Genomic DNA, 26,739 nt, shown 5'->3' on the forward strand with positions numbered 1-26,739 from the left:
GTTTTTGACGACGCCCGAGGCAGGAAACCAGACGTCGATAGTCTTGCCAGTATGTGCATCACGGTAACGGTGCCCGGTTCGTAGGGTAGCCATCGAAATCCCTTCTTCGTCTATGCGTTGGTCGGACAGGCGACCGTTCGTAACAGGCCGCTGATAGGGAAATCATAGCTGAATATGCGTAACATGTTCGCTCGTAACGCTCTACGTTGATCGCCAAGTGTTTCATGTCGTGCGCCACAATCAACCGGATTTCTCACTTTCCATGGCGTCCAACAGCGCGACAGGAGCAACCGGTCGTTACCGTCCAAAAAAATCCTCTGTACACGTTACGTGAACACACGAAAGTCCTGGACGGAGTACTGTCTATTTTTTCAGCCTGTCCATGTAGCGTGCACAGTACTGAAAATTGGACAACCTTGGACCTGCCTGCCCTGGTGGAAGCCACCACAGTCGCATTTTTCGAAGAACAGTTCCTCGATGTCGCGCAGACTGAGCTGGAACCGGAAGTACCACCGCATCGCATGGCTGATGATCGTCGCAGGGAACCGGTGGCCGTGATAAAGCGATTTCGTTTTCGTCATCGCATCCTGTTACGCGAACACCCCGTCCAACGTGACAGCGCCATTCGACGTACTAGCGTACTTGTACGGCCATGAGCAGATCGATTTTGCGGGTTTCCCTTGCACCATCTCTCCGTGTCCGGCCTTCCATGTCAGACGTCACTCAGACCAGTAGATCGTATGTACCGTGGCAGTAGACGCGTCCATCACGCATCACGAAGTCGACCTTTGTCGTGGCAGTGATGTCAGCGATCGGATCGCCGTCCATTGCAACGATATCTGCACGCCGACCGACCTGGAGCACGCCGATGTCAGTTCGTTGCAGCAGATCTGCCGCTACACTCGTGGCTGCCTTCAGCGCGCGGACGCTAGAAAGGCCGGCCTCGACCATTGCCTGAAATTCGAGGATGCCTCGCGAAAACGGAAACATCCCGCAATCCGTACCGAATGCGATCTTTGCGCTGCTCGCCGTCATTCTCCGTTGAGACCTTTCGATTTCGCTCAGATCACGCTCGAACTTCCAAACCGCCTGTTTGGGTAGCGTACCGGCAGACAACATGGTCTTATCGATTCGAGTCATTTCCATCGTTGGCACAAGGAACGCCCCGGACCTTTCGGCCAAGGCTATGCCCTCGTCATCGATAAGATAGCAGTGCTCCAAGCTGCGTGCTCCAGCCCGCAGGGCTTGCTTGCAGCCCTCGGCGGCACCAGTATGAACGGCAACAGGAACACCTAGTTGACTAGCAGTGTCGGCAACTACTTGCATCTCTTCGTCAAACCAGGTTACTCGAGCAGGGTCGTCTCCGAAACTCATGTAACCGCCGGTGTTCATCGTCTTGATCCAATCAGCTCCATGAGCATGCTCGGAGCGGACCAGTTCGCGAATCTTGCCTGGCGAGTCCGCAGTTTTCGAGAGACCTCGATGGCAACGACAGGGGAACGCCCCTTGCATGTCGCCGTGGCCACCGGACGCGCTAATCATGTGTGGAGCAACGATTAAGCGAGGTCCCGGCAAGATGCCTGCGTCGATCGCGTTCCGGAGGTCAATGCCGGGCCACGCTTCGTCGAAGGTCCCAAGGTCCCTCATAGTCGTAAAGCCGTAGCGCATGTACTTTCGGGCTAAGTGTAGTCCAGAGAGCGCTTTCGACGCGCTGGATTCGAGAATCTGCATTCTCAAATTCATACCGTCAAGGAAGAGATGGACATGGGTATCGATGAAGCCGGGAGTCACGGTACGGTCCGATAAGTCGATTAACTGTGCGTTCGACGGACGGCCTACCGAATCACCGATAGCTGCGATGGTGTCGTCTTCGACCAGCAACTCAATTGGCCCCACAACGGAATCTGCGGTTCCATCGAAGAGCTTTCCGCAAATGAGCACCTTAACTTCGGACATGTTGATAAGCCTCCACTTCCTCAAACGTTAGGAAAATATGAAGCATTAGAGCGGCATGGTCGCCATCGCGCAGGCCACGTGTTGCATCCGACTGAGCGATACCGTCTGAAACCGAAACTCGGCTTGCCTCGAGCTATAGCGGATCTCAGCGGACAATGCTCTCATGTTTTTAGATAGAAAGCATGGAAAGCCAGCCTTCCGGTTCCAGACTCGGTGCGATACCGAGTTACTCCTCGATGATCCTCTTCGAATCTGACCAATGAAGCTTGCTGGCTACCACAGCCGGATTAGCCGCTGCCCTGGCGGCCCCACAACTGACTCGCAACGCTCGAAATCGTCTATTTGAGCAGACCGAACCCTCAAAGCATCGCTGCAGACAGCGGTAGCGCCTTGCGGGTAAATTGCGGGTGAATTTCAGGGTAGTTGTCCGTCAAGGAGAACTCCATGAAGCTGACCTATCCCCTACTGCTGAACGCCGAACCGCAAGACGAACCCTATAAGAATCGCTAACACAACCTGGACATCAAGCCATGGACGCCATACCCATGGCGACATGGCAAGACGAAAAATCAGTAACGAATTGTGGACGGCGCTGGAACCATTGATTCCCGTATTCGAACCGTCACCCAAAGGCGGTCGCCGATGTACGGTCGACGACCGCGCAGCATTGAACGGCATCCTGTCTGTCCTGCAAACGGGCATTCCATAAAGACCTGCCGCAGGAGCCTGGTTTCGGCAGCGGGATGACATGCTGGCGACGACTACGGGATTGGCAAACCGTGGCAAGCTCGGGTCGAAACGGCACATCGTCGTAGATGCGCGAGGCATTCCTCTGGCCATCACGGTCACGGGCACCAACCGGCACGACTCGATGCATTCGAGTCCACGCCCGATGCAATTCCAGCGGTGTCGGGCCTGAATGGCCAACCCCGCAAACACCCGGGCAAACTGCGCATCCGCTTTGAGCGTCGTCTCGACATTCATGTTGCGCTGCGCTGCCTTGCTGCTGCCGTTATCTGTTCACGCTTCGTCGACGACTTGTGTTAGCGACTCTCAAAGGGAGAGTGCATTGCGCTGCCCGTGAGAAGTTTGTCACTTTGCGTGCTGCCGGACTCGCTGAAGTGCTGCGTGGCTGGCGTCAAGATAACAGGCTTGTAATCGCAGTGTCATGGGGCCGCCAGAGTGAGCGGCCGAGAATGGGGTACCCGGTGGGCGCGAAGCTCTCCGGACATTGATCAGGTCTTGCCTGAGGCGTTGAATTGACTTGCAACAGGACCAGGGCGAGGTAGTCCGGATACCTCCTCGATCCGGATGCAGCTTATTCTTGTGGAGCAGTAATGTACGCAGATAGTATCGATAAGTTCGCGAAGATCGGCGCGCACAAAGCGTTGACTATCGTCCGCTCGCCGTTTGCCTTTCTGGTCGGCGCGGCGATGGCCGGCGCCTACATTGGCTTTGGCGACATCCTTATGTTTTCGGTCGGCTCGCATCTCAATCAGGCCTATATGCACCTGATTATGGGTGCGGTATTCGCCTGCGCGTTGACGATCGTTGTGTTCGCCGGTTCCGAACTGTTCACCGGCACGGCGATGTATATGCCGTTTGCGGTACTCCGCGGAGAGACCGGAGTCGGTGGCATGGTGCTGGTGTGGGCGGTGTGCTGGATCGGCAATCTGATCGGCGCGGTGGCGCTCGCGGCAATCCTGCACGCCGCCGGAGGGGGCGTGCTGCTGACTGACGGTTCCGAGGTGTTCTTCAAGGTGGTTGAAGCGAAGATGGCCGCCCCGGCGGGTCAGCTGTTCGCGAGGGGTCTCCTGTGCAACTGGCTCGTGTGCCTGGCGATCTGGATGGCCGCCCGTACCAATAGTGACGCGGCGAAGCTCGGGTTGATCTTCTGGCCCGTATTCGCGTTTGTTGCAAGCGGCTTCGAGCACAGCGTCGCGAACATGTTCGTGTTCGCGCTCGCGCTGATCAGCGAGCACCCCGCCAATATCACATTCGCCGGTGCCGTACACAACGAACTCTTCGTCACCTTGGGCAATCTCGCCGGCGGTGGGATTTTCCTGGGTCTTGGCTATTGGCTTCAGGAGGGCGGCATAGGTCATCCGTCGAATGCACGTATGCCGGCGGCGGGCAACCGCGCCCGCACGAACTAATCGTGCCCGAAACTGATCGCGTTTGAGCTTTCCACGTGCAAGGCCGGCCAGGCGCGCTACATCCCGTCACTGCCGTCGTGGAGCCCTCGGATTTCTCGTGGGTGTTTTTGCGGACCTGAATGGAGACGCACGGTCTTACATGAGAAATATAACGATTCGACAACTCAAAACTTTCGAAAGTGTGGCGCGCAACTTGAGTTTTTCCCGCGCGGCCGAGGACCTTCACCTGACCCAGCCAGCCGTATCCATGCAGATCAGGCAGATGGAGGACCAAGCCGGTTTGCCGCTGTTCCGCCACACAGGTAAGCGGATCTCGCTGACCGAAGCGGGCATGCTGATTCTGCGTCATTGCCAGGTGATTCTTGCGGATCTGAAGACCGCCGAGCAATCACTGGCGGACCTCATGACAGGTGGCATCCAGCGTCTGCGAGTCGGATTGATCACCTCGGGCAGCTACTTCTTTCCGCATCTGATCAACGCCTTCATGCAACGCAACGCCAGGGTCGATCTTGACATGACGGTGCGCAGTCGCGATCAACTCATCACCTTGCTGCGAAGCGACGAGATCGACCTCGCCGTAATGGTGCACGCGCCGGACGGACCTGCCATCGTTGCCGAGCCGTTTGCACCTAATCCCTTCGTACTGGTGGCGGCGCCGACGCATGCGCTCGCTTACGAAAACGACATCCCATATGCACGCATCGCGCTCGAATGCCTGATTGTAAGGGAGAGTGGTACCGACACCCGCAACGCCGCCAACGACACATTCCGCGGTCGCGAATCGACACCGCGTTTTATGGAAATCGGTTGCGAAGAAGCAATCAAGCAGTCGGTCATGGCAGGCATGGGTATCAGCTTTCTGTCAGCACAAGCAGTTCAGTCCGAAGTGCGTGCCGGCTTACTCAAGGTGCTCGATGTACAGGGCTTTCCGCTTAAACGCCACTGGTGCGTAGCACATCGCGTCGACCGCCCCCTGCCGCCGGTGGCTCGCGACTTCCGGCAGTTTCTTCTGACCGAGGCCGGCACACGGCTTGAACATTTTACGGGTATCGAGAGGGTGCATACGGGCATGGATCTTCAGCGGCCTGATCACACTGCTTTAGAAACAAAGGCGATTGCTGCCAGTAGCGCCAGCCACGAAGTCGCGCTTCGCACTCGCGCGCTGTTACGAGGCGACGCACTGCCAGATGAGCATCGCGTTCAGAGCCAGGATCACGCCGGTGGCGACGACCGTGGTGCCGACCAGCTTCCGGCACGCAGTAAATCGACCCATCACTGAGCGGCGCGACGACAGCACAACCAGCGCAACGAGCGGGATGGGCAAGATGATGCTGAGCACGATCTGACTGTCCACCATTGCATTCATCGGATTGCAGGTCATGCAGACAACAATCGCCGGTACCATCGTAATGAGACGTCGCACCAGCACCGGGGTCTTGAATCCGACAAAGCCTTGCATGATGTTTTGACCGGCCATCGTTCCGACCACCGAACTGGAGATGCCGGACGCCAGCAGTGAAACAAGGAACAGTGCCGCGGCTCCGGTGCCAAGAGCGGGCGTCAGCGTGTGATACGCCGTCGCGATGTCGGAGATGCCCGGCGCGCTCCTGCTGAACACGGAAGCCGACATGGCCACCATCGCCAGATTCACGAAGGCGGCAAAGCCTAGTGCAATCACCACTTCACGATTGGAAAACTGCACCAGCTTGCGGCGCTGATCGTTGTTGCGCGCCGGTGCGCGGTTCTGCGTCAGACCCGAGTGCAGATAAATCGTGTGCGGCATGATGGTCGCGCCGATAATACCCACCGCGAGCATCAGTGCAGCGTTGTCATGCAGACGCGGTACGAAGGTGTGAAAGATCGCGGCATGCCAGTTAGGCGGTGCGATCGCGAGTTCGCATAGATAGCTCAGACCGATGACGGTGATGAGCGCCGCAATGACGATTTCGAGCGGACGAAAACCCTTTTTATCTAGCGAAAGAATGCAGATAGTGACGACGCCGGTAATCAGCAGCCCCCATCCGAGCGCCAGATGAAACAGCAACGAGATACCCATCGCCGCGCCCATGAACTCTGCCAGATCGGTCGCCATCGCGGCGATCTCCGAGCCGATCCACATGCCGATCACGACTGGACGCGGAAACTCGTCGCGACAGAGTTCCGCAAGACTGCGGCCCGTCACGATCCCGAGCTTGGCTGACATTGCCTGAAACAGCATCGCCACGAGGCTCGACAGCAGTACCACCCAAAGCAGATCGTAACCGTAGGTCGAACCGGCCTGGATGTTGGTGGCGAAATTGCCCGGGTCCATGTAGCCGACCGAGGCGATCACCGCCGGGCCCGCAAACGGCAGCAGCGCACGCACGCCACGACGTTTGTTGTCGAGGGTATCGCGCATCGCCGTCACCGTGTCGGCCGTTGCTTCTGCGGACAGGGCATAGCTGGCGGTTCGCTTTATCGTTATCAACATAATGCGTGCATCCTCAAAGTGCTGCGTCGCGCTGGTGTGGGCCGGCTACTTTCGCCACGCAATTGCGGCGAGACGGCATTGAATCCTGATTGGGCGCCATGAGCCTTGTTCACGTCGAACGGTCGGGCACACGGCGCCACACTATGGCGAAAGTGCCGCGTTTCAGGCGACCACGTCGCGGCGGTCTTTCAGCTTGTGGATAATGTCGAGCGTGGCGTCGTCGACGCGCAGGTGTTCACGTACGAGTTGGCGCGGCGTATTGGCCAACCACTGCGCCAGGCTTATTTCGGAGAAGTGATCCGACTTGAAGATTTCAAGGAATACAAGGTCCGTCGTCCCGGTATTCTTCACGTAGTGCCCCAGGTTCTTCTCGACGTAGCCTATGTCCCCTGGATTGAAGTCGACCGTCTGGGCCGCCGGGCCGGTGTTGAACACCGTCATACGACCGGTACCCTGAATGAAGTACTGCCATTCATCCGCATCCGGGTGCCAGTGCATCTCGCGCAAGCCGCCCGGACGGAGCGTCACCATCGCGGCCGCCACGGTCTTGGAGACCGGGAAGTTATTGCTGTCGACGATGCGCACTTCACCGCCCGGCTGAGCCAGCGTCGGCGCCATGGAACCCATGCGGAAGATGAACGGATGGTCCGGGCGGCCGTTCGGCGCTGCCGCATAGGCCTGGTCGGCCGCGAGCGGGCCTGCTTTGGCACCCTGATAAATCCACAACTGATCGAGCGGGATTTCCTTGAACTTCTCGGCCGGTACGCCGAAGTTTTGCGCCAGGATGTCTGGCGGCGTGTGCGCCAGCCAGTCCGACACCATCAGCGTATTGAATTCGCCTGACGCGCCGTTATCGAAGGCTATGACGAATTCACCGCCGTTGCTGCCCAAGCCTTGCAGCGAGTGCGGCAGACCTGGCGGGAAGTACCAGATGTCGCCGACCTGCACATCGGCGACTTCAGCGCGACCCTTGGTGTCGATAGTCGTGATACGAACCTCGCCGCTAACCACGATGGCCCACTCAGCCTGCTGGTGCCAGTGCAGTTCGCGCACACCGCCTGGTCCGAGGCGCATGTTCACGCCCGCGATGTCCTTCGACACCGGGAACGCCTTCGTCGTCACTTCGCGCGCCCAGCCACCCGCTTGTATACGCTTGTGCGCCTCATTGAAGGATGCCCATGGGATCGGCATTCCGCCGACGTCCGTCGGCGGCGGGTTGTTGAACGACGGCAAGACATCGCGCAGTTGCGGATTCTGCGGACCGGGCTCGGAAATCGCAACGGGCGTCGAGTTGATACTTCCCTGCAAAGGACGGTCCGGGTTACCGAACTCGGCGGCCCTGGCGACGGCCGTTGCACCGAGTGCCACAGCACCTGCGGCCGCCCCGGCTAGTACACTGCGACGTTTCAGGTCAGTCATGATTGCTCTCTCGTAAGTATTCCTATTTAACAATTCCCGGTGGTCAGGATGAGCTCCCGTACGACACAGGTGTGGGCAGGAACCGGCCTGGCTTGTGCTGCAGTGAGCCGTCGCTCAACCTGGAGGGCTCACTGCAGAATCGGGACATCGCCATCCGCTCCGTGCGGCAAATATTAGAAACATGCGGCTCAAATGAACAATCAGGAATTCTTTGAAGAAGCCATAAGAACGTCTGATACACGCTACATGCAAATGGCACTACGATCAGCACACGACCTGGAACAGGTTGCTGTTAAGTTCATTGCATATGAAAGGAGTTTGATCATGGGTAGCCTTGGCATTGCGCACTGGCTGATCGTCCTGGCAATCGTTGCACTAGTTTTCGGCAGGATCATCGTGCCGTTGCGCAACAATGACTCATGCATGTGATTGAATTCGTAACGATCTGGAGGGACGGTTGCCATGCTTGACATCGACATTTCCAAAATGGCCGTCATCGGCACGGTTGCACTGGTCGTGCTCGGTCCGGAACGACTTCCCCGTATCGCGCGCACTGCCGGCGCGTTACTGGGGCACGCGCAACGTTACCTGAATAGCGTGCGGGCAGAAGTAGACCAGCAGATCCGGATCGACGAGCTGCGCAAGATGAAGGAAGGTATCGAACTGGCGGTGACCAACGCGCAGGGCACGGTCGAGCGGACCGTTCACCAGCATGCAGGTGAACTGCAAGCTGGCGTCGATGCAGCGGCGGCATGCTTGAAAGAAGTGTTGCCAACCGCCTACCTGCCCTCCGTCCACGAGAGTACCGGCGATTTGCAGGCGGATCTATTCAAGGTTCGACCCGCGCATTTGCCGATGTCGGGACAATCCGATGCCCCGGCTCACGCGCTTCGCCCGGATGCTTTTTCGTCCATGGCACCGGCATTTGCCGGCCGGCAAGCGCGGGCGAGGTGGCGCGGTTCGGTATCAGGCGGCCGAGGCGCCGCTGTCAAACGCACCCGCGTTGTCTCGATGGCCGCCAGCAAGGCGCTCGGACGCAATGGTGGACGCCTCGCGTGAAGCTCTTTGGTTGGTTATGCAGCGAAGTCACCATCATGGGTTCTGCTGCAAAACTCAAGTGTCACCGAACTCCGCCTGTGCCGGTAACACACGCATCGAGATTGACCTACGACGCGAGCAGCGCCTGTACCTGTACCTGTACCGGGGCTCCCGGTTTGCCTGAAACTTGCGGCGCAATCACGAGGTAGCGGTGCCTATCCCCAGCAGTGCCCACACCGGGGGTGACCAGTTGGCGGATTTGGCCGAGCGCATTCACAATCGCAGAGCCGGCTGGATTGGTCATGAAGTTCGCCAGCGCTTCTATGTTGCCGGTGCCAACGGACTGAAGTTGCCTTGCGACGGGTCTCCCAGACGAATCACTCCGACCACCCTGTTGTCCGCCGGATCGATAACGGAGACGGTGTTCGAGAATTGCTCGGCGGCATAGACGCGATCATGGTGGCTGACCGGAATATCTGGGTCCGACGACGAACCAGGAGCCTGTCCAGCCCATGCGAACTGGGCTGCAGTCAGCGCTGCCATGGCCAGCGCCGAACTAAGAAGGGACGTGTGTTTCATTGCGGCTCCTTTTGCGTGTGGCTCGGCATGTTCATCCGCGTGCCGTGGTGGGACATCGCGTCTGCGCCCCCCGCGGAGGATGATGCAGGCTCTTGCTGGTCTGGTGCGGGTGTCGACGGCGGCAAGGGCTGACCACGCGCGAGGTACATCGCGACAATCTCCTGTTGCTGCTCGACGACGATTTCCTGCGCGATGCGACGCAATTGCTCGTTGAGTCCATAGCGTAATTCGGCCTGTGCCATGTCAATGGCTCCCTGGTGGTGAGGTACCATCATCGCGACGAAATCCCGGTCAACATCGCCTGTCGGCCTGATAGACATGTCGGCCATCATCTTCGTCATCGCGGCATCATTCTCTTGAAGAAACGGCGCCTCGTCCGAGCTTGCGGCCTGCGATCCAGCGGCGAACAACAGGGGTATTCCAACTCCAGACATGGCAAGCACGACAGCTGCCCTCAGTAACACTGGGACAGACAGACGGATCGAGGCTGGCATAAGGGTGTCCCTCCTTTTTCGTGTTGTCACATGTTTCAATCGAGTGAACCCATCGGGCGTCGACTTATTCCGAACGTCGGGAACTAATTCTGTTGTTCAGCGCTGTGATTGTTGAAAGGCGGAAGAGGCCCTGTAGCGGAACAAGATTGCCCCATGCTGGGCGCGGTGCTGTCACGTTGGGCGGGGTGTTCGCGTAACATGATGCGAGGACGAAAACGAAATCGCTTTATCACGGCCACCGGTTCCCGGCGACGATCATCAGTCATGCGGTGCGGTGGTACTTGGCACCTCGATGAGATGTTCATCACCCTGCGTGGCGAACCGTAGTCATCATGCGCGAACCAGGTTCAGGCACACGTGCGATCGTTCCGAATCTATACGGTCACCGTCGCGCCCCTGCTTCCGCCCCCGTCTGCTCGTACTTTCCTCCTTCCGGCGTTCGCTCCAAGCGCGTCAAGGTCGTCACCAAGAAGATGCCATCGTTGCGACATAACTTCCAGGCATCGCACGCATCCCAACTTCGTATTTTCGATATACCCGCTGTTTGGCTAACCTGTCCATATCGGCTCGTAATTGACGGCCAGAATCACCCGATTGATGAATCAATGTAGCCGAAATCCGAGACGGAGATTCTTATTGCCGATGGATCGGAATAGTTTCTCAAAATTGCTGTTTGCCCTCATGTAGATCAGGAGTGAACAAAGGTCCAAGTCCACTTAGGTAAGTCACATTTTTAATCAGGAGTTCAAAATGAATACCCGTGAAATCATCGCACTTCCGTTTCTTGCACTGGCAATTGCTGGGTTCGCTTCGGCTGCGTCAGCACAAGGCCTCACTCGTGCTGAAGTACGTCAGCAATTGATTCAAGCCGAGGGAAACGGCTCGCCATTCGTCACTGATACGTCGTACCCCGACGTGAGCCCGGTCTTCGCCCAGCAGGTTGCCCAGCAAAAGCTGCGTGACCAAAGTACCGGCGGCGCGACGGCAGGTGCCTCGGAGGCTGGCGCGCAGCGCGTGACGACTCATTCGGCAAAGAAGTCCGACTGCGTCGGCCCAGTCAGCTTCTGCACACCGTATTTCGGCAGCTGATTGCAACGCCCCCCTCACTCGTACATCCCATATATCCAAGGAGTTGACCATGAAAACTCTTACCTGCCTTCTCATCGCCGCCGGTGCTCTTGCCAGTCCTGTCATCAGCTTCGCGCAAAGCAACGCCCCTCTTACCCGTGCCGAAGTACGTGCAGACCTGATCCGCGTCGAGCAAGCCGGCTATAACCCGTCGGCTGCGGACGACGTGAACTATCCGGCGGACATTCAGGCCGCGGAAACCAGGATTGCAGCGCAAGACAACAAACATATGGCAAACGATGCCGTTGGCGGCACGACGATGTCTGGCACGTCCGCGGCTGGCTCACATCTGCATCTGCCCAAGCCGGCGCCGTCGTCGTGTGTTGGCCCGGCGAGCTATTGCGACATTTTCTTTGGCAGTTGAAATTCGTGGCGCTCGTGAATATCACCTGCCCGGAGGCGGCCACGCGGTTGTGAACACCGCGTGGACATGAGCCGGGACGCCGCACGGTCACTATTAACTCGTGCTTAATGACAAAGTTAGGCGCGGTTAACCCGATCGCCGCGCGCAGCCGCGATACTTGATCTCGCGTTTTGCGCCACGAATCCCCGCCTGCCATGACCATAACCACCCGGCATCAAGATTTGCTCCTTCTCGACAAGCACGCTGTCGAGTCCCTGCTGTCCATGGACGACGCGCTAGCCGCGACGCGCGAGGCATTCGTGCTGCACAGCCGGCGGCAAGGCCGGGTGTTCCAGGTCGTGCGCGAACGGCTCGAAGGCGGCGGAATCTTCGGGATCAAATCCGGCGATGTCCAGACCCAGTCGCTGCTCGGCTTCAAGGCCGCGGGCTTCTGGCCCGACAACCGCGAGATCGGCGGGGAGCCCCACCAGGCCACGATCATGCTCGTCGATCCGCTGACGGGCCGTCCGACTTGCGTGATCGATGGCAATGCGATCACCACGATGCGCACGGGCGCAGCGGGCGGTTTGGGACTCGAGCTGCTTGCCCGTGCCGACAGCAAGACCGTTTGCGTATTCGGCACGGGTGTGCAGGCACGCATCCAGCTGACATTCGCGCTTCGCATCTTCTCTTCCATCGGGAAGGTGCGGTACGTCACGTCCAATGGAAAGGATGACGAGGCATTTGAATCGCTTTTCCGCGAACGCTGTGACATCTCGCTCGCGCTGGAGCGCAACGCGGCCGTCGAGCACAGCGACATCGTCATTACCGCAACGCCCGGTAGAGGGCCGCTGTTCGACGCAAATGCCGTGCGGCCGGGCACGCATCTGAATTGCGTCGGTGCAGACACGAAGGGCAAACGGGAACTGCCGGAAGGTCTCCTGAAACGCGTGCGGCTCTTCGTCGACGACGCGGGCCAGGTAGCGCAAATCGGCGAGGCTCAATGGGCGCCGGACACCCGGACCATCGAGCTCGGAGCAGTGCTGGACGGCAAGGTGCGCGTCGAGCGCCAGCGCGAGGACATCACCGTATTCGATATGACCGGCCTCGCCTTGCAGGACCTGACGGTGGCAAGCCTGCTACGGGAACGTGCGGCTCAGAAAAAGCTCGGCACCTCGATCGCGTGGCCGTGGTAAAGCCGCGAGGCTCTGCCGGGTGGCTCACTTGCGCTTCAGCGGGCCGCGGTCCGCTGCGTTCCCTCAGCGCGCGGGCGTTTGCCCTCGCCGCCTGCCGAAGGTAGCCATGGCGGCGGCGACATCGACTCCCGCAGATAGTCGAGGAAACGCGTCGCCCTCGCCGAGCGGCCGTGCCGCGAATTGACCAGCGCGACGATATCCGCGTCGGGGAGCTTCCAGTCCTCGAGCAGGGGCACGAGCGCGCCCGCCCTCAAATGCTCGGCCACATCCCATTCCGAACGCACGATGACGCCGAGTCCTGCGAGCGCCCAATCGCGAACCGTGCCACCGTCATTGCTCGATAGCACCGGTTCGATCCTCACGTTTGCTGCCGTTCCCCGCTCGCCTGGCGTGAAGCGCCACATCGTCACGTCTTCGTCGTTTTCGCGCAGCGCTATGCAGTCGTGGGCGCGGAGGTCGTCCGGATGCGCCGGCACGCCGTGCCGGGTGAGATACTGCGGCGCCGCGCAGAGAACGCGGCGGTTCGGAGCGAGATATTTGCTGACGAGGGACGAGTCGCGCATCTCGCCGATGTGGATCATGAGCTCCCACATGTCGTCCGCAATGCGCGTGGGGCGATCGGAGAGCGTCAGGCTCACCGTCACCTCCGGATACATGCTGCGAAAGCCCGCAATGGCAGGCGCGATATAGCGTTGCCCGAAGCCTAGCGGTGCGATCACGCGCAAGTCCCCAGCCACCGTGCTGCGCCGCGACGACAGCAAGTCGGCCAGGTCGTCGATATCCCCGCAAATCCTGCGCGCATGCGCGGCGAGCAGTTCACCTTCGTCCGTCAGGACGAGACGCCGACCGGAGCGGTCGAGCAGGCGGATGCTCAGCCGTGATTCGAGTTGCTTCAGCCGCTGCGTCACGGCCGGCGGCGTGACATCGAGCTTGCGCGCCGCATCGGCCATCGACGCTGCCGATGCAAGAACGACGAAGAATCGCAAATCGTCAGTGGAAAGCATTAAGGCGGGCTTAACGTAGGAATCAGCCGATGTTAACCCCGCCCGCTTATTGGCTACCAATAATTTTTTCAACGCCGTTCCCGTCAGGAGGTCATCCATGAAGTGCCCGCGCATTGCCATTCTTGGCTTCGCGATCGAATCCAACCGGTTTGCTCCCGTCTCCACGCGTGAGGATTTCCTCTCGCGCGCGTGGCTGAAAGGCGCGGACCTGATGACCGACGCACGGCGCGACGCGCCAGTCATGACACCCGAAATCCCCGCCTTCGTCCGCACGCTGGACAGCATCGGGCCGTGGACACCTGTGCCTGTCCTGTTTGCCAACGCCGAGTCGGGTGGCGCCGTCGAGCATGCATTCTTCGAAGACACGATGACGGAGTTCGAGCGCGGCTTGCGTCTGGCGCTCCCGCTCGACGCCGTCTATATCTGCGAGCACGGCGCGGCGATCACGACCGAAGAGGATGACCCCGATGGCGCCGTGTTTGCGCTCGTACGCAGCATCGTCGGGCCCAGCGTGCCGATTGTCGCCACGCTGGACCTTCACGCCAACGTCTCCGACCGGATGGTCGATTCGGTGGACGCGTTGATTTCCTATCGCCGCAATCCCCACACCGACATGGCCGAGCGCGGCGCAGACGCGGCGCGCATTCTGAGCGAGCTCGTCAACGGCATGCATACCGCGGTCGCCCATGTGCGGCTGCCGGTCTGCGCCCCGCCGACGCAACTGTTGACGGCCCCCGGCACCGGCCCCTATGCGGAGATGATCCGGCGTGCCGAACAGATCGACGACGCGCGCGTGGTGAACGTTTCCGTCGTCGGCGGCTTCGCGTTCGCGGACACCCCGAAAAACGGACTGACCGTGCTCGTGACGACGCGCAACGACGCGCCGCTCGCGGCCCGCATTGCCAACGAACTCGCGTCGTACGGCTGGCAGGAACGCGCTGCATTCGTGCCGCAGCTCACGCCGCTCGACGCTGCGATCCGCCTCGCGAAGACCGTCGCCGACGACGCCACACGCGCGCCGGTGTTGCTGGCTGACGTCGCCGACAATCCCGGCGGCGGCGGCCGCGGCAACACGCCGTTCATACTGCGCGCGCTGCTCGAAGCAGAGGTCCACGGCGCGATTCTGGGCGTCGTCACCGATCCGGAGCTCGTGGCGGACGCCGTGCAGGCAGGCGTCGGCGCAACACTGCTCGCCCGCTTCAATCGCAGCGAAAACACCGTGCATTCGGAGCGCTTCGAGGCGCCCGCCCGCGTGCGGCGTCTGCACGAAGGCAAAGGTGTCGGTCGGCGCGGACAGCTCGCGGGATGCCGCTTCGATCTTGGCCCATCGGTTGCGCTGCAGGTGGGCGGCGTGACGGTCATTGTCATCAGCAAGCGGCATCAATGCCACGAGCCCATGTTCTTCGAAATGTTCGGCATCGACATTGCGGGCGCGCGCGTCGTCGCACTGAAATCCCGCGGTCATTTCCGGGCGGCATTCGACGAATATTTTTCTGACGATCGAATCATCAGCGTCGATGCGCCAGGGCTCACTTCGCCGATGCTCTCGCGATTCGATTTCAGAAAGCTGCCGCGTCCGGTGGTGCCGCTCGATACGCTCCCGGCGTGGCAGGCCAATGCCCGCACGATCATTCCAGGGGAGCGCGCATGAACCGCGAAATGTCATTCGACACGACTCAGGCGGATACGCTGCAGACGCTCGATACGCCCTGCCTGTTGCTCGACGAGGTGCGGATGGAGCGCAACATCAAGCGTCTGCATGCCCATCTCAATTCGCTCCGCGTCGAGCGGTGAGGCCGGAAAGTCGTGACGTTTTCGCGCGCTGGCGACGCTTCAGCGGCTGGTAGGCGCCGCGCCCCTGAAATTGGCGCACACGATCGGCCGTTTGCAGACAGCCCTGCGACTGTGCCGCGCAGCTTCGTTGCATTGCCCGCCGGGCGCCGCACAGCGCGCGCCGAGCTTGAGTCTCGACCTGAGGAGAAACCGCTATGAGTGAGCCCGCGAACACGGCCGTACACCTGGACCCGGCGATCGCCCGGAAAGTGATATGGCGTCTGGCACCCTTGCTGATCCTGCTGTACGTCGTCAATCAGATGGACCGGGCGAATGTCGGCTATGCCGCCTTGACGATGAATCATGAACTCGGCCTGTCGGCCTCGCAGTTCGGCCTGGCTGCGGGACTGTTCTACGCCGGGTATATCCTCGTCGCGGTGCCGAGCAACCTGATGCTGGCGCGCTTCGGCGCGCGCCTGTGGATGACACGCATTCTCGTGAGCTGGGGCGTGGTCGCTTCTCTGACCGCGTTCGTCGACAGCGCGCGCATGCTATACCTGTTGCGCTTTCTTCTCGGGGTCGCCGAATCGGGCTTCTTTCCCGGGATGATCCTCTACGTGACGTTCTGGCTGCCGCGTCAGGAACGCGTGTGGCTGATGTCGCTGCTGTTCCTGTCGATTCCGCTGTCGAACATGCTTGGCGCGCCGCTCTCGACCTACGTGATGGAGCACGTGCGGGTTTTCGGCTGGTCAGGGTGGCGCGCGATGCTGTTTCTTGAAGGCCTGCCGGCGATTGCGCTGGGCGTCGTCACCGCGATCGTGATGAAGAACCGGCCCGAGGAAGCGACGTGGCTGAGCGCGGCCGAGCGAGACCAGCTCAACCGGGCCCTCGCCGTCGAGCGTGCCGAAGCGCAACGCCACTCGCCCCAGGGCGCCTGGCGCACGCTGGCGGACCGCCGTATCCTGACCTTCGGGCTTGTCTACTTCGGCATCAACAGTGGCGTGGTCGCGCTGTCGTTCTTTCTGCCTCAGATCGTCGCCGGCTTCTCGCAGATGTTCGCGGTCAAATATTCGGTATTCCAGATCGGTCTGATCACCGCGGTTCCGTTTGCCGTCTCGGCTGTCACGATCGTCTCCTGGGGACACTACGCGCGCCGCACGACCGTCAGCGCATGGCATGTCGCGATACCCGCCGCGATAGGCGGACTGTCGTTCGCCGCCGCGCTCTTTCTTTCGTCGCCTTACGAGGTCATGTTCGCCTTCACACTTGGCGCAGTTGGCATCTATACACCGCACGCGTCATTCTGGCAGTTGCCGCCACGGTACCTGAGCGGCGCAGCAGCGGCTGCCGGCATCGGCCTCATTAATACGATCGGGACGCTCGCCGGCTTCCTTGGACCGTATGCCACGGGCTGGCTGCGCGACATCACGGGATCGTATCAAGCGCCCATGCTGCTCGTCGCCGCGCTGATGTGTCTCTCCGCCGTTGTGGTGGTACTGATCGAACGCTCGGCTCGCACGATCTCGCAACTCGATACACGGCCCTCGGGCAGCGCGTCGTGAAACGCTGCGTGAGCCGATTAGCGCGGCTTCCTTGCGCGGTCCGCGATGCAGGGGGCTGCGCTCCACGCTCTGTCCGTCGTCAGGTGTCCAGACTGAAGTTGCAGCAGCGCCGCGCAACATCGGCGACCATGTAGCCCAACGCGGAATGTGACTGCTTCAGAAAAATTGCATCGTAGCGAACCGGCGGTACGGCCGGCTCGGTCGTCACGATCTGCATCAGCCCGCTCCGGACCTGCTTTCTGAACAGATCGACTGGCAGCAGGCTAACGCCCACGCCTGCCGCCACCAGACCGCCCACCGCAACCGCATTGTTGCCGCCGCAAATACGCTCGGGATCGACACCCGCGCTCTCCAGGACCCGCGAACCCAGAATGGTCACGATGGAAACGGGAACCTGCTCGATCACGGGGACGGTGCCCAGTTCGCGCAGCGACACTGTGCGCTGGCCGTCGAACTGACCGGGACGGCAGAACCACGCGAAACTCGCGCTGCCCAGCGCCACCCGGGTGACGAACGCGGGTAGCTCCGGCTCAGGCAGGATCGCCAGGTCGAGGCGTCCGTCGATCACCTGCTCTCGCAGTGGGCCGGACATGTCGACGTAGGGTTGCAGAGTGAGATGCGGAAAAAGTTCATGCATCTCTTTCAGGAACGCCGGAAACCACGTCAGCGCGACGAGCTCCGTCAGTCCGATCTGCACGACCCGGGCCACGTGCCGGTCCGCGTCCCGATAGGCCTGTAGTCGCCCGATGCTGTCGAGCAGACTCTCGCATAGCGTCAACATCTCGTGCCCTTTCGCGGTGAGCCGTGCCTTCTTTCCCCCCGCTTCGAACAGCGGTGCCGCGGACTTTGCCTCGACATCCTGCAGACGCTTGGTCGCGGCCGACTGGGTGATATGGAGTTTGTCGGCTGCCCGCTGTACCGTGCCGAGCTTCGCTACCCAGTAAAACGTTTCGATCTGTTTTACGCTCAGCATCGCACTATTGCTCCTGACGGCCCTGCGATTCGCGCGCGCCGGCATCCTGATAGCGCGTCTCGTAGTCGCATGCCGCACGCGCGAGCGCAATGACCCTGCGGTGAAATGGCGTCAATGCATCGTGCCGCGCGACCGCGACATATCGCACCGGCGGCATCACCGGTGTCACCTTGAGCTCCCGCAATCTGCCGAGCGCAACGAGTTCGCCAGCAATGGCATTCGGCAGACAGGCGACACCGAGTCCGGCACTCGCCATGCCGCCGAGCGCGGAAAAACTATTGCAGGTCATGACGTTGCGCGGTTGCACGCCGTTGCGTTCGAGCCATTCGCTCATCACATGTCCGGCGGCCGAGTCCGCGGCCTGGGACAGCAGCGTCAACTGGCCAAGCTCCGACACGGTCAGCCTGCGCCGCTTCAGCTCGAACGCGAGGCTGCAATACCAGCCGTTACGCACGGTGGCGAGCGGAAATCGCAGCATGTTCGTCCAGCGAGGCGTGTCGGGCAAGATCGCCAGATCGAGCTGCGCCAGCCTGAGCTTTTCATAAAGCTCCGCGGCGACGCCGCCCACCTCCAGCTCGACATCCACCAACGGATAGGTGGATCGCAGCGCATCGACGAAACCAGGCAGCCAGGTGAGCGCTGCAAGCTCGGTCATCCCCAATCTCAGCGAGCGCCGCAGTACTTTCTCGCTCGCGTACTGGCTTAGCAGGACATCGCGTTGCTGAAGAATCGCGCGCGCTTGCGAGAGCACTTCGAGGCCATCGACGGTCAGCCGCGCCGAGCGCGAAATGCGGTCGAACAACGGCCTCGGGAATTGACTCTCCAGTTCGCGAACGTGCCTCGACACGCCGGACTGGACGCTACCGAGCTTGCGCCCCGCGGCCTCGAACGACCCCATGTCCGCAATCGCCACCAGTGCTTCGAGCTGCTGGAAAGTGAACCGATGCGCCACGCTTTCACCTCCTTCAATCCATCCACTTTTGGAATGAAGAATTATGCACAAATATCTCTTTATTCGGCATCTGTTTCCACGAAGAATACCTTCTCCACGCCCCGCGACACTCACCGCGCCGTGCGATGCATCAACCGCCCCGCCCGGATATGTCATAACCCTCATCAGATGACAACACCCAACGTGATCAGCCCAATTGCCGCCGACCTCGCGCCGGCGGTCGCAACACCCTGCTTCGTGGTGGCCGAAGACCGCATCCTGCACAATCTGGCGGTCACCGCAAAAGCGTGCGGCGGCGTCGAGCGTCTGATGCCGCACGTGAAAACCCATCGCGCACCGTGGCTCATTCGCTTGCTGCTCGCGCATGGCGTCGGCGCGTTCAAGGCCAGTACGCTCGCCGAAGTCGAGATGGTATTGGCGGCTGGCGCCACACGCGTCACCTGGGCCTTCCCTACCGTCAATCCGCAAAACATCGGCCGCTTCGTCGAACTGGCCAGATTTTTTCCCAACGCCGAACTCACCGGTCTCGTCGATTCCCGCCACGGACTGGACGTGTGGGCCGCGCTACTGGACGGCACCTCGCGCTCAGTGAATCTGCGTGTCGATCTCGACCCCGGGATGGGGCGCACGGGAATCCCGATGGACGACAGCGCGCTGGAACTCGCACGTGCGGTCGCCGGGCTCGGCCGACTCGCGGGCTGGCATCTCTACGATGGCCACATCCGCGGCGACGCTGAAGAGCGCCGGGAAAAAGTCCATCAGCTTGCCGCAGCATTGGACACACTTCAGTCAGGCTTGCGCCGCGACGGCATCGAAGTGGATGCGGTCGGAGGGTGCAGCTACACGTTCGACCTATGGCCGCGCTCCGCGATGCCGTATGTGTCTCCGGGCACCTGGGTCTATTCGAACGCCCAGCACCTGCGAGAACTCGCGCACCACGTCTGGCTCGCGGCAGGATTCGTGCTGACGACGGTCATCTCCACGCGCAATGGCACGGCCACGCTGGATGCCGGCAGCAAGGCCATCTCTCCGGACAAGCCGCAGACACAACGTTTTCAGGGGGCCGGCGAAATCGTCATGATGAACGAGGAGCACACGGTCGTGCGCAACGACACGCTCAACGTCGGCGATCGGCTATTGCTGGTTCCGGAGCACACGTGCACCACGGCCTACCTGTACAGCAACGCGCTCGTTCGTGCCCTCGACGGTCGCTGGGAGTACCGGGATCAGCTCGGAAGCGAACGCACTGTCATACCGTTGCCCCGATGATCGTCACGAGGCCGGCAAGCTTCCCCTGTCGAAGCATTCTCGAAGGCTCAAACCAGCAATGATCGAATCCAGCAAGCAACCGTCCCGGGGCGGTCACTACAGCCTCTGGCGTCGCGCTGGCGGACTGATTTTCGTGGCGGGCCAGGTCCCGCGAGACGCCGAACGAAACATTCTCGGTGAAACGATCGAAGAGCAAACCATCGCGGTGCTCAATAACTTGCGCCTGGTGCTCGATGACGCAGGCACCGATTTCAGCCGGCTGGTCCGCGTCCAGGCTTATCTGTCGGATATGCGCGATTTCCAGCGGTTCAACGCTGTCTATGCCGAAGTGATGGGCACTGCCGCCCCCGTACGGACCACCATCGGATGCGCGCTCAACGGCGTGCGCGTGGAAATCGATGCCGTCGCGGAGCCGGGAGACGGCTGCGCTGATCCGCAACATTGACGATGCCTCGCTCTTCACGCAGATACACGTCTGGACATTCCCGCTTCTCTTTTACGAGGACAACATGACTGAATCAGGCACGAAGAGCATCGCGCTCGACGGGCGCGAGTTCAACATCGTCTGCAGTCAGATCAACATCGGCAACGCACTGACGGAACTGTCCGAGCGCATGACGCGCGGCGTACGTCAGGCAAATGGAACGATGGCTGCGGAACCGATGATGGATGTAAAACACGTTGCCGAAGCGGTCCGCTACATCGCCAACCTGCCCTTGAGCGCCAACGTTCTGAACATGACGGTCATGGCGAGCAACATGCCATTCGTGGGGCGCGGCTAGAGCGCATTGTCGGCCAGCTACTCCGCATTGGAAGAAGCGGCGAGCGCAACGATTGAGAAGAAGCGTTCGACCAGATTGCGTGAAGCGCACAGAGTCCCGGTCAAAGGGCGTCGTCCGACGCAATTGGTACGACTGGAAATGACGGCTCAAAAAGGCCGCCGATTGCAGGATGTTGGCAACGTATAAGTTCGTCGAGAAAATGCGACACCTCTGTACTGTTGCCAATCTACCGTTTTCCGCAATTATAAAACGCAATTAATGCGGTTAACGAACCTTCCGGATAGCATTTCTCAACTTCAATGAATTGCGACGCTTCATTCATAAATCTATGCGCGACAATACTTAACGAAGCCGATTTTTTATGAAACGTATGGTGCGCCCAGTACCTGCGCCTATTCCAGCTATCTTGCGCGCATCGCCAACTCTCACTCTATAGCTCTATCCATGCTCATTGAATTTTCTTTTTTTTCATCATCTTTTATTTTTCAAATCCATTCGCCGCCTATCGAAATAATAGGGAAAAAGGATTGGATAAATGAACAGCTGAACCCTAGGATTTCCCCTGGTCCCTCCCTGAACCAGGAATAAAAAGTGAAAGTACTGAAGACACAGATTGCTGCAGGCATTTTCTCGATCGTCTCTGCAATTGCGCTCGCTCAACCTGCGCATGCGGCGGGCATGACCCGTGATAGCGGGTCGCCCGTCGGCGACAACCAGAACTCCCAAACCGCCGGCCCCGAAGGTCCGGTCCTTTTGCAGGACTCTCATCTCATTGAGAAACTGCAGCGCTTCGACCGGGAACGCATACCCGAGCGCGTGGTGCATGCGCGCGGCACCGGGATCTTTGGCGAATTCGTGCCGACTGCGGACATCAGCGCCCTGACCTCCGCGCAGGTATTCACGCCCGGAACGAAGACGCCGGTCTTCGTCAGATTCTCCACGGTGATGGGCTATCGCGGCTCACCCGAGCAGGCACGCGACCCGCGCGGTTTCGCTATCAAGTTCTACACGCAGCAAGGGAACTGGGACATGGTCGGCATCAACTGGCCGATCTTCTTCATCCGCGATGCGATCAAGTTTCCTGACTTCGTGCATGCGAACAAACCATCGGCAGTGACGGGCGTTCAGGATCCGAATCTGGCGTTCGACTTTTTCGCCCATTCGCCCGAAGCCACTAACATGCTCACGCACCTTTACACGGACGAGGGCATGCCGGATTCGTATCGCCACATGGACGGCTATGCTGTGCACGCCTTCAAGTTCGTCAATGCGAAAGGCGAAGTCCATTACGTGAAGTTTCACTGGAAGAGCCTTCAAGGTATCAAGACCATTCGCCCCCATGACATCCCGCATTCGATCGGCGCTGACTGGAATCTGATGACCAATGACCTGTACAACTCGGTCAAGGCGCATTCGTATCCGAAGTGGGACCTGTATGTCCAGGTGCTCTCGCCGAAGGATCTGGACAGGTTCGATTTCGATCCTCTAGATGACACGAAGGAATGGCCGTCCTCGATTCCAGAGCAGAAAGTGGGCACGATGACGCTCGATCGGATTCCCGATAACTATTTCGAGTCCACGGAAGAATCGGCATTCGCACCGTCCCGGCTCGTGCCGGGGATTGAGCCTTCCGAGGACAGGATGTTGCAGGGCCGTTTGTTCGCCTATGCCGACACGCAGATGTATCGCCTCGGCCCGAACTACAACCAATTGCCGATCAACCGTCCGATCGTGCCGGTGTACAACAACAACCAGGACGGCCTCATGAATGGGGAAGATCGAAAGGGCGAGGTGAACTATGAGCCATCCGGAATCGGCGAAATTGCACAACAGGACAAGTACAAGTCGGTGCAGACGCCGCTGAGGGGAACCACTCAGCAAAGAGCGATTCACAAGACGCTCGACTTCCGTCAGGCCGGCGAGTACTACCGGACGCTGTCCGAGACCGACAAGGCAGACCTGATTACGGCGCTGTCGGGCGACCTTGGTCGTGTGACCAACGACGCGAACAGGTACACGATGCTCTCGTACTTCTACAAGGCTGATTCCGACTATGGCACTCGCCTCGCACGAGCGACCCATGCCGATCTGACCCGCGTGAAAGATGCGGCGGCACAACTGAGCGACAACTGATGCAACCGGGGAGACCTGTGCGCGCAGGTCTCCCCACTAAATAGGTCTGCTTTCTCACGGAGGACGCAATGCGACACTCTCTTTCTGTCCGGCGCCTCGTTCGGACCGCGGCGCTCACCGCCCTGAGCGCATTCCTGACTGCGAGTTGCGCGCAGCATGTGTACCAGTCGGGAATGTATTCGGCTATGACGGACACGCCGCATTACACCGAAGACTGGTTTGCCGCGGCGCGTGCGGGACGCACCGATATCGTTCAGGCGTTGATCTCCGCCCATTTCCCGCTAGAAACAACAACGCACGAGGGCTATACCGCGTTGATCCTTAGCGCGTACGACAATCATCCCGAGAGCTTGAAAGCTCTCCTTGCGGCTGGCGCGAATGCCTGCGCGGCCGACCGCAACGGCAATACGGCCCTGATGGGAGCCCTATTCAAAGGCGAGACGAACATTGCAATGATGTTGCTCGACACGCATTGCGACATCGATCAACCCAACAATGCGGGGGAAACGGCATTGTCGTTTGCGGCGCTATTCGGCCGGCTCGATATGATTCCGGTACTCGTCGCCCACGGCGCCAACGCGAATCATGTCGATGCGCGCGGGGCGACCGCATTGCAGATGGCGATCGCACAACATAATCCGGCCGTAGAGGACGCTTTACGCCACGTCGGCGCGACACAATGAGATGCGGCCGAACAACGGCATTTCATGTCGCACCGACCATCGGCAGATCAGTTGATCGCGATATCCGCACAGACCAGGCTTGCCCCTTGTGCTTCTTGTGCCCCTTGTGCCGGTCACGCCCGCTTCAACAGCGCGCTATCGACCGGCAATGCCCGAATTCGCGTGCCCGTCGCATTGAAGATCGCGTTGCAGATCGCCGCCGTTGTCGGCGGCACCCCCGGTTCGCCAACGCCACCGGGCGGTGCGGCGCTCGGCACGATATAAACGTGGGTTTCCGGCACGGCGTCGATGCGTGCGACCCGGTAGTCGGTGAAGTTCGACTGTTCGGCCGCTCCCTGACTGAACGTCAGTTCGCTGTATAGCGTATTGCCGAGAGCCATCACCACCGCGCCTTCGAACTGCGCGATCACGCGGTCGGGGTTGACGATACGTCCGCAGTCGACGGCCAGATCGACCCGTGTCACCCGCACCGAGCCGTCCTCGGCGACCTGCACTTGCGCAACCGCAGCAACATAGGTCAGAAAGCTGCGATGAACGGCAATGCCGCGCCCGTGGCGAGCGGGCAGCGCAGCGCTCCAGTTCGAACGCACCGCCGCCGCCCGGACCACCGCGGCATAGCGCGCGGTATCGATGGGATACTCGTCGATCGACGCGCCGTAGTTCGGATAGTCGACCCCCATCGCATGCAGATCGACATGGCGAGGGCTGCCAAGCAGCGCGAGCAGATGCCGCACCGGGTCTTGTCGCGCCGCGGCGGCGAGTTCGTCGACGAACGAGCCCACCGCGAAGCCGTGCGGAATGTTGTACACCGACCGATACCATCCGATACGGGTATGCGCGGGTGCCGCTCCGTTCTCGCACCGCACATTGGGGACTTCATACGGCATGTCGGTCACGCCCTGACCGAGTTCGCCCGCCGAACCATAAATCACGTTCGGCGTGAACGTCGAGGCGATCGACGGAAACACGCTGCGGTGCAACCACGCAATCGTCCTGCCCTGCGCATCGAGGCCGCCTTCCATGTGCTGCGCGCATACGGCATGAAAATAATCGTTACGTATGTCGTCTTCACGCGTCCATGTCAGCTTGACGGGGGCGCCGACTTCGCGCGCCAGGTACGCGGCTTCCGCCACGTAGTCCGGTTTCGACTTGCGGCCGAAGCCGCCGCCGAGCAACGTGACATTGATCGTCACGGCCTGTTCCTGCACGCCGAGTACTTGCGCGACGGTCGTGCGTGCCTGCTGCGGATTTTGCGTGGCGGTCCACACCTCGACTGCTCCGTTCGCGAACGATGCGGTTGCCGCTAGCGGCTCCATCGCCGCATGCGCCAGATGCGGTACGTAGTAGTCCGCCGACACGTGCTGTGCGGCGCTCCTGAACGCTCCCGCAGTATCGCCGTTGTTGCGCACGACCTTCCCGGGCTGCCGGGCGGTATCTTCGAGCGCCTTGCGATAGGCGTTGCTATCGTAGGTGCCGTTCGGCCCGAGGTCCCATTCGAGCTTGAGTTTCTGGCGTCCTTGCAGAGCGGCCCAGGTGCTGGTTGCGATCACCGCGACACCGCCCAGCGGCTGGAAACCGGCGGGCAACGGTGCCGAAGCAATGCGCACCACGTGCAGCACGCCACGCACCTTCATCGCTTCGGTCGAGTCGACGCTTTTGAGCGTCGCGCCGTATACGGGCGAACGCTCGACCGACGCATAGGTCATCCCGGGCAGCACGATATCGATGCCGTATATCGCACGGCCATGAACGATGTCGTCGAGATCGACGATCGGCAGGGACTTGCCGATATAGCGCCACGTGTCCTCGCTTTTCAACTGCAGGGTGTCACGGCCGGGCACCGGCTGACGCGCGGCGGCGCGCGCCACCGCGCCGTATGAAACGCGCCGGCCACTCGCCGGATGCACCACGTAGCCTGGTTCGGTCCGGCAGCTCGCCGGGCTCACGCGCCACTGCGCGGCGGCTGCCGCGATCAGCATCTGCCGCGCGGAGCCGCCTGCCTCGCGCAACGGCTGGAAGAATTGGCGGATGCTGCGCGAGCCGTCGGTATTCTGGTCGCCGTACTTCGCATCGCCTTGCGCCTGCAGGACCTTGACCGTGTTCCAGTCGGCGTCGAGTTCGTCTGCGAGGATCATCGCGAGGCTGGTGCGGATGCCGGTGCCCATCTCGGAGCGATGCACGACCAGCACGATCTCACCGGACGGCGCGACCGAGACATACACGTTCGGGGCGAATACTGCATCGACGCCGTTCGACGACGCGAGCGGCGCCGCGGCGAACGCGAATCGCGTGCCGCCGACATGCAGACCCAGCACCATCCCGCCGGCCAACGTGCCCTTCAGTGCCCGGCGCCGGCTCAGATTGACGATCTCGCTCATGACGCCTGCTCCGCCGCAGCCTTGATGGCAATCTTGATGCGCTGATAGGTGCCGCAGCGGCATACGTTGCCCGACATCGCTTCGACGATCTGCTCGTCGCTCGGCTTCGGTGTCTGTTTGAGCAGCGACGCAGCCTGCATCATCTGGCCGGGCTGACAGTAGCCGCACTGCGGCACATTGGCCGCTTTCCACGCTCGCTGCACGGGATGTTCGCCGCCTTTGCCAAGGCCTTCGATCGTCGTCACGGACTTGCCCTGCGCATCCGCCAGCGACGTGACGCACGATCGCACCGCCACGCCCTCCAGATGAACGGTACACGCGCCACATGCGCCCACGCCGCACCCGAACTTGGTGCCATGCAGTCCCAGCAGATCCCGCACCGCCCACAGCAGCGGCATGTTCGCGTCGGCGTCGACGTTGTGATGCACGCCATTCACAATCAGTTCCATCC

23 protein-coding genes and 5 pseudogenes are annotated in these 26,739 nt (G+C 60.7%); 17 read left to right on the top strand and 11 right to left on the bottom strand.

The annotated features are described in order from the left end of the window. Positions 1-455 precede the first annotated feature (455 nt). Positions 456-581, bottom strand: a pseudogene (locus B9Z01_RS16265) (IS6 family transposase); the annotation flags it as partial. Positions 582-723: 142 nt separating this feature from the next. Next, positions 724-1,956 carry an amidohydrolase family protein gene (locus B9Z01_RS16270; RefSeq protein ID WP_085484815.1) on the bottom strand — a complete coding sequence of 411 codons (1,233 nt, stop codon included), beginning with the start codon at positions 1,954-1,956 and terminating at the stop codon, positions 724-726. 553 nt (positions 1,957-2,509) lie between these two features. Between B9Z01_RS16270 and B9Z01_RS16275 the strand changes: the two are divergent. From B9Z01_RS16275 to B9Z01_RS16285, 3 genes and pseudogenes are all read left to right on the top strand, one after another. Further along, positions 2,510-3,003, top strand: a pseudogene (locus B9Z01_RS16275) (transposase). A 290-nt stretch (positions 3,004-3,293) separates the two neighbouring features. Then, positions 3,294-4,112 (top strand): formate/nitrite transporter family protein, encoded by an 819-nt coding sequence (locus tag B9Z01_RS16280; protein WP_085484817.1) that lies wholly within the window; start codon positions 3,294-3,296, stop codon positions 4,110-4,112. A 139-nt stretch (positions 4,113-4,251) separates the two neighbouring features. Continuing rightward, positions 4,252-5,391 carry a LysR substrate-binding domain-containing protein gene (locus tag B9Z01_RS16285; RefSeq protein WP_085484819.1) on the top strand — a complete coding sequence of 380 codons (1,140 nt, stop codon included), beginning with the start codon at positions 4,252-4,254 and terminating at the stop codon, positions 5,389-5,391. Here B9Z01_RS16285 and B9Z01_RS16290 read toward each other — a convergent pair. Beyond that, a complete protein-coding gene (locus tag B9Z01_RS16290; RefSeq protein WP_085484821.1) occupies positions 5,278-6,582 on the bottom strand; it encodes an Nramp family divalent metal transporter in 1,305 nt (434 codons plus the stop codon). The genes B9Z01_RS16285 and B9Z01_RS16290 overlap by 114 nt on opposite strands. A gap of 162 nt (positions 6,583-6,744) precedes the next feature. Then, positions 6,745-8,001 (bottom strand): cupin domain-containing protein, encoded by a 1,257-nt coding sequence (locus B9Z01_RS16295; protein WP_085484823.1) that lies wholly within the window; start codon positions 7,999-8,001, stop codon positions 6,745-6,747. 192 nt (positions 8,002-8,193) lie between these two features. On the opposite strand from B9Z01_RS16295, the gene B9Z01_RS16300 reads away from it, so the two are divergent. Together B9Z01_RS16300 and tatB are read left to right on the top strand one after the other, a co-directional pair. Then, positions 8,194-8,430: a Sec-independent protein translocase family protein gene (locus B9Z01_RS16300; RefSeq protein ID WP_085484825.1), complete on the top strand. Its 237-nt coding sequence runs from the start codon at positions 8,194-8,196 to the stop codon at positions 8,428-8,430. Positions 8,431-8,463: 33 nt separating this feature from the next. After that, a complete protein-coding gene (gene tatB / locus B9Z01_RS36785) occupies positions 8,464-9,060 on the top strand; it encodes a Sec-independent protein translocase protein TatB (protein WP_085484827.1) in 597 nt (198 codons plus the stop codon). Positions 9,061-9,375: 315 nt separating this feature from the next. Here the strand turns inward: tatB and B9Z01_RS16310 are convergent. Beyond that, positions 9,376-9,582 (bottom strand): annotated as a pseudogene (locus B9Z01_RS16310) (hypothetical protein); the annotation flags it as partial. Between the two features lie 32 nt (positions 9,583-9,614). Next, positions 9,615-10,112: a DUF305 domain-containing protein gene (locus B9Z01_RS16315; RefSeq protein ID WP_085484829.1), complete on the bottom strand. Its 498-nt coding sequence runs from the start codon at positions 10,110-10,112 to the stop codon at positions 9,615-9,617. Positions 10,113-10,324: 212 nt separating this feature from the next. On the opposite strand from B9Z01_RS16315, the pseudogene B9Z01_RS36910 reads away from it, so the two are divergent. The 4 genes and pseudogenes from B9Z01_RS36910 to B9Z01_RS16330 all read left to right on the top strand — a co-directional run. Continuing rightward, a pseudogene (locus tag B9Z01_RS36910) lies at positions 10,325-10,393 on the top strand (transposase); the annotation flags it as partial. A gap of 469 nt (positions 10,394-10,862) precedes the next feature. Then, positions 10,863-11,201 carry a DUF4148 domain-containing protein gene (locus B9Z01_RS16320; protein ID WP_085484831.1) on the top strand — a complete coding sequence of 113 codons (339 nt, stop codon included), beginning with the start codon at positions 10,863-10,865 and terminating at the stop codon, positions 11,199-11,201. Between the two features lie 49 nt (positions 11,202-11,250). Further along, entirely contained in the window at positions 11,251-11,604 is a 354-nt protein-coding gene (locus B9Z01_RS16325) for a DUF4148 domain-containing protein (protein ID WP_085484833.1), read from the top strand. A 194-nt stretch (positions 11,605-11,798) separates the two neighbouring features. After that, positions 11,799-12,779: an ornithine cyclodeaminase family protein gene (locus B9Z01_RS16330; protein WP_085484835.1), complete on the top strand. Its 981-nt coding sequence runs from the start codon at positions 11,799-11,801 to the stop codon at positions 12,777-12,779. A 35-nt stretch (positions 12,780-12,814) separates the two neighbouring features. Here B9Z01_RS16330 and B9Z01_RS16335 read toward each other — a convergent pair whose 3' ends face one another. Further along, entirely contained in the window at positions 12,815-13,882 is a 1,068-nt protein-coding gene (locus B9Z01_RS16335) for a LysR substrate-binding domain-containing protein (RefSeq protein WP_420814681.1), read from the bottom strand. On the opposite strand from B9Z01_RS16335, the gene B9Z01_RS16340 reads away from it, so the two are divergent. The 3 genes from B9Z01_RS16340 to B9Z01_RS16345 all read left to right on the top strand — a co-directional run bounded on the left by B9Z01_RS16340 (position 13,881) and on the right by B9Z01_RS16345 (position 17,118). Continuing rightward, on the top strand, positions 13,881-15,434 hold the full coding sequence (locus B9Z01_RS16340) for a M81 family metallopeptidase (RefSeq protein WP_085484839.1): 1,554 nt from the start codon (positions 13,881-13,883) through the stop codon (positions 15,432-15,434). The two genes, B9Z01_RS16335 and B9Z01_RS16340, sit on opposite strands and share 2 nt — an antisense overlap. Next, a complete protein-coding gene (locus tag B9Z01_RS35590) occupies positions 15,431-15,577 on the top strand; it encodes a hypothetical protein (protein WP_167387495.1) in 147 nt (48 codons plus the stop codon). Before B9Z01_RS16340 ends, B9Z01_RS35590 begins: the two co-directional genes overlap by 4 nt. Before the next feature lie 194 nt (positions 15,578-15,771). Then, positions 15,772-17,118, top strand: coding sequence for an MFS transporter (locus B9Z01_RS16345; RefSeq protein WP_085484841.1), 1,347 nt, complete (start codon positions 15,772-15,774; stop codon positions 17,116-17,118). 79 nt (positions 17,119-17,197) lie between these two features. Here B9Z01_RS16345 and B9Z01_RS16350 read toward each other — a convergent pair whose 3' ends face one another. After that, entirely contained in the window at positions 17,198-18,091 is an 894-nt protein-coding gene (locus B9Z01_RS16350; RefSeq protein WP_167387497.1) for a LysR family transcriptional regulator, read from the bottom strand. Positions 18,092-18,095: 4 nt separating this feature from the next. Continuing rightward, positions 18,096-19,043, bottom strand: a complete 948-nt coding sequence (locus tag B9Z01_RS16355) for a LysR family transcriptional regulator (RefSeq protein WP_167387498.1) — start codon at positions 19,041-19,043, stop codon at positions 18,096-18,098. 168 nt (positions 19,044-19,211) lie between these two features. Here B9Z01_RS16355 and B9Z01_RS16360 point away from each other — a divergent pair, with 168 nt between their 5' ends. From B9Z01_RS16360 to B9Z01_RS16380, 5 genes and pseudogenes are all read left to right on the top strand, one after another. After that, on the top strand, positions 19,212-20,312 hold the full coding sequence (locus B9Z01_RS16360; RefSeq protein ID WP_085484847.1) for an alanine racemase: 1,101 nt from the start codon (positions 19,212-19,214) through the stop codon (positions 20,310-20,312). Positions 20,313-20,370: 58 nt separating this feature from the next. Further along, complete coding sequence (locus B9Z01_RS16365) at positions 20,371-20,757, top strand: RidA family protein (RefSeq protein ID WP_085484849.1); 387 nt, start codon at positions 20,371-20,373, stop codon at positions 20,755-20,757. A 79-nt stretch (positions 20,758-20,836) separates the two neighbouring features. After that, a pseudogene (locus B9Z01_RS16370) lies at positions 20,837-21,094 on the top strand (3-oxoacyl-ACP reductase); the annotation flags it as partial. Positions 21,095-21,772: 678 nt separating this feature from the next. After that, positions 21,773-23,227: a catalase gene (locus tag B9Z01_RS16375; RefSeq protein ID WP_208626081.1), complete on the top strand. Its 1,455-nt coding sequence runs from the start codon at positions 21,773-21,775 to the stop codon at positions 23,225-23,227. A gap of 68 nt (positions 23,228-23,295) precedes the next feature. After that, complete coding sequence (locus tag B9Z01_RS16380; protein WP_085484851.1) at positions 23,296-23,910, top strand: ankyrin repeat domain-containing protein; 615 nt, start codon at positions 23,296-23,298, stop codon at positions 23,908-23,910. A gap of 113 nt (positions 23,911-24,023) precedes the next feature. Here the strand turns inward: B9Z01_RS16380 and B9Z01_RS16385 are convergent, their stop codons facing one another. Then, positions 24,024-26,288 carry a xanthine dehydrogenase family protein molybdopterin-binding subunit gene (locus B9Z01_RS16385; protein WP_085484853.1) on the bottom strand — a complete coding sequence of 755 codons (2,265 nt, stop codon included), beginning with the start codon at positions 26,286-26,288 and terminating at the stop codon, positions 24,024-24,026. After that, positions 26,285-26,737, bottom strand: coding sequence for a (2Fe-2S)-binding protein (locus B9Z01_RS16390; protein ID WP_085484855.1), 453 nt, complete (start codon positions 26,735-26,737; stop codon positions 26,285-26,287). Before B9Z01_RS16390 ends, B9Z01_RS16385 begins: the two co-directional genes overlap by 4 nt. Positions 26,738-26,739 lie beyond the last annotated feature (2 nt).

The sequence above is a fragment of the Paraburkholderia susongensis genome (assembly GCF_900177725.1).
Lineage (GTDB): Bacteria > Pseudomonadota > Gammaproteobacteria > Burkholderiales > Burkholderiaceae > Paraburkholderia > Paraburkholderia susongensis.

Bases quoted from the DNA above. Each gene is read 5' to 3' on its own strand.
- B9Z01_RS16270 (WP_085484815.1), bottom strand. From the start codon at position 1,956: ATGTCCGAAGTTAAGGTGCTCATTTGCGGAAAGCTCTTCGATGGAACC.
- B9Z01_RS16280 (WP_085484817.1), top strand. From the start codon at position 3,294: ATGTACGCAGATAGTATCGATAAGTTCGCGAAGATCGGCGCGCACAAA.
- B9Z01_RS16285 (WP_085484819.1), top strand. From the start codon at position 4,252: ATGAGAAATATAACGATTCGACAACTCAAAACTTTCGAAAGTGTGGCG.
- B9Z01_RS16290 (WP_085484821.1), bottom strand. From the start codon at position 6,582: ATGTTGATAACGATAAAGCGAACCGCCAGCTATGCCCTGTCCGCAGAA.
- B9Z01_RS16295 (WP_085484823.1), bottom strand. From the start codon at position 8,001: ATGACTGACCTGAAACGTCGCAGTGTACTAGCCGGGGCGGCCGCAGGT.
- B9Z01_RS16300 (WP_085484825.1), top strand. From the start codon at position 8,194: ATGAACAATCAGGAATTCTTTGAAGAAGCCATAAGAACGTCTGATACA.
- tatB (WP_085484827.1), top strand. From the start codon at position 8,464: ATGCTTGACATCGACATTTCCAAAATGGCCGTCATCGGCACGGTTGCA.
- B9Z01_RS16315 (WP_085484829.1), bottom strand. From the start codon at position 10,112: ATGCCAGCCTCGATCCGTCTGTCTGTCCCAGTGTTACTGAGGGCAGCT.
- B9Z01_RS16320 (WP_085484831.1), top strand. From the start codon at position 10,863: ATGAATACCCGTGAAATCATCGCACTTCCGTTTCTTGCACTGGCAATT.
- B9Z01_RS16325 (WP_085484833.1), top strand. From the start codon at position 11,251: ATGAAAACTCTTACCTGCCTTCTCATCGCCGCCGGTGCTCTTGCCAGT.
- B9Z01_RS16330 (WP_085484835.1), top strand. From the start codon at position 11,799: ATGACCATAACCACCCGGCATCAAGATTTGCTCCTTCTCGACAAGCAC.
- B9Z01_RS16340 (WP_085484839.1), top strand. From the start codon at position 13,881: ATGAAGTGCCCGCGCATTGCCATTCTTGGCTTCGCGATCGAATCCAAC.
- B9Z01_RS16335 (WP_420814681.1), bottom strand. From the start codon at position 13,882: ATGGATGACCTCCTGACGGGAACGGCGTTGAAAAAATTATTGGTAGCC.
- B9Z01_RS35590 (WP_167387495.1), top strand. From the start codon at position 15,431: ATGAACCGCGAAATGTCATTCGACACGACTCAGGCGGATACGCTGCAG.
- B9Z01_RS16345 (WP_085484841.1), top strand. From the start codon at position 15,772: ATGAGTGAGCCCGCGAACACGGCCGTACACCTGGACCCGGCGATCGCC.
- B9Z01_RS16350 (WP_167387497.1), bottom strand. From the start codon at position 18,091: ATGCTGAGCGTAAAACAGATCGAAACGTTTTACTGGGTAGCGAAGCTC.
- B9Z01_RS16360 (WP_085484847.1), top strand. From the start codon at position 19,212: ATGACAACACCCAACGTGATCAGCCCAATTGCCGCCGACCTCGCGCCG.
- B9Z01_RS16365 (WP_085484849.1), top strand. From the start codon at position 20,371: ATGATCGAATCCAGCAAGCAACCGTCCCGGGGCGGTCACTACAGCCTC.
- B9Z01_RS16375 (WP_208626081.1), top strand. From the start codon at position 21,773: ATGACCCGTGATAGCGGGTCGCCCGTCGGCGACAACCAGAACTCCCAA.
- B9Z01_RS16380 (WP_085484851.1), top strand. From the start codon at position 23,296: ATGCGACACTCTCTTTCTGTCCGGCGCCTCGTTCGGACCGCGGCGCTC.
- B9Z01_RS16385 (WP_085484853.1), bottom strand. From the start codon at position 26,288: ATGAGCGAGATCGTCAATCTGAGCCGGCGCCGGGCACTGAAGGGCACG.
- B9Z01_RS16390 (WP_085484855.1), bottom strand. From the start codon at position 26,737: ATGGAACTGATTGTGAATGGCGTGCATCACAACGTCGACGCCGACGCG.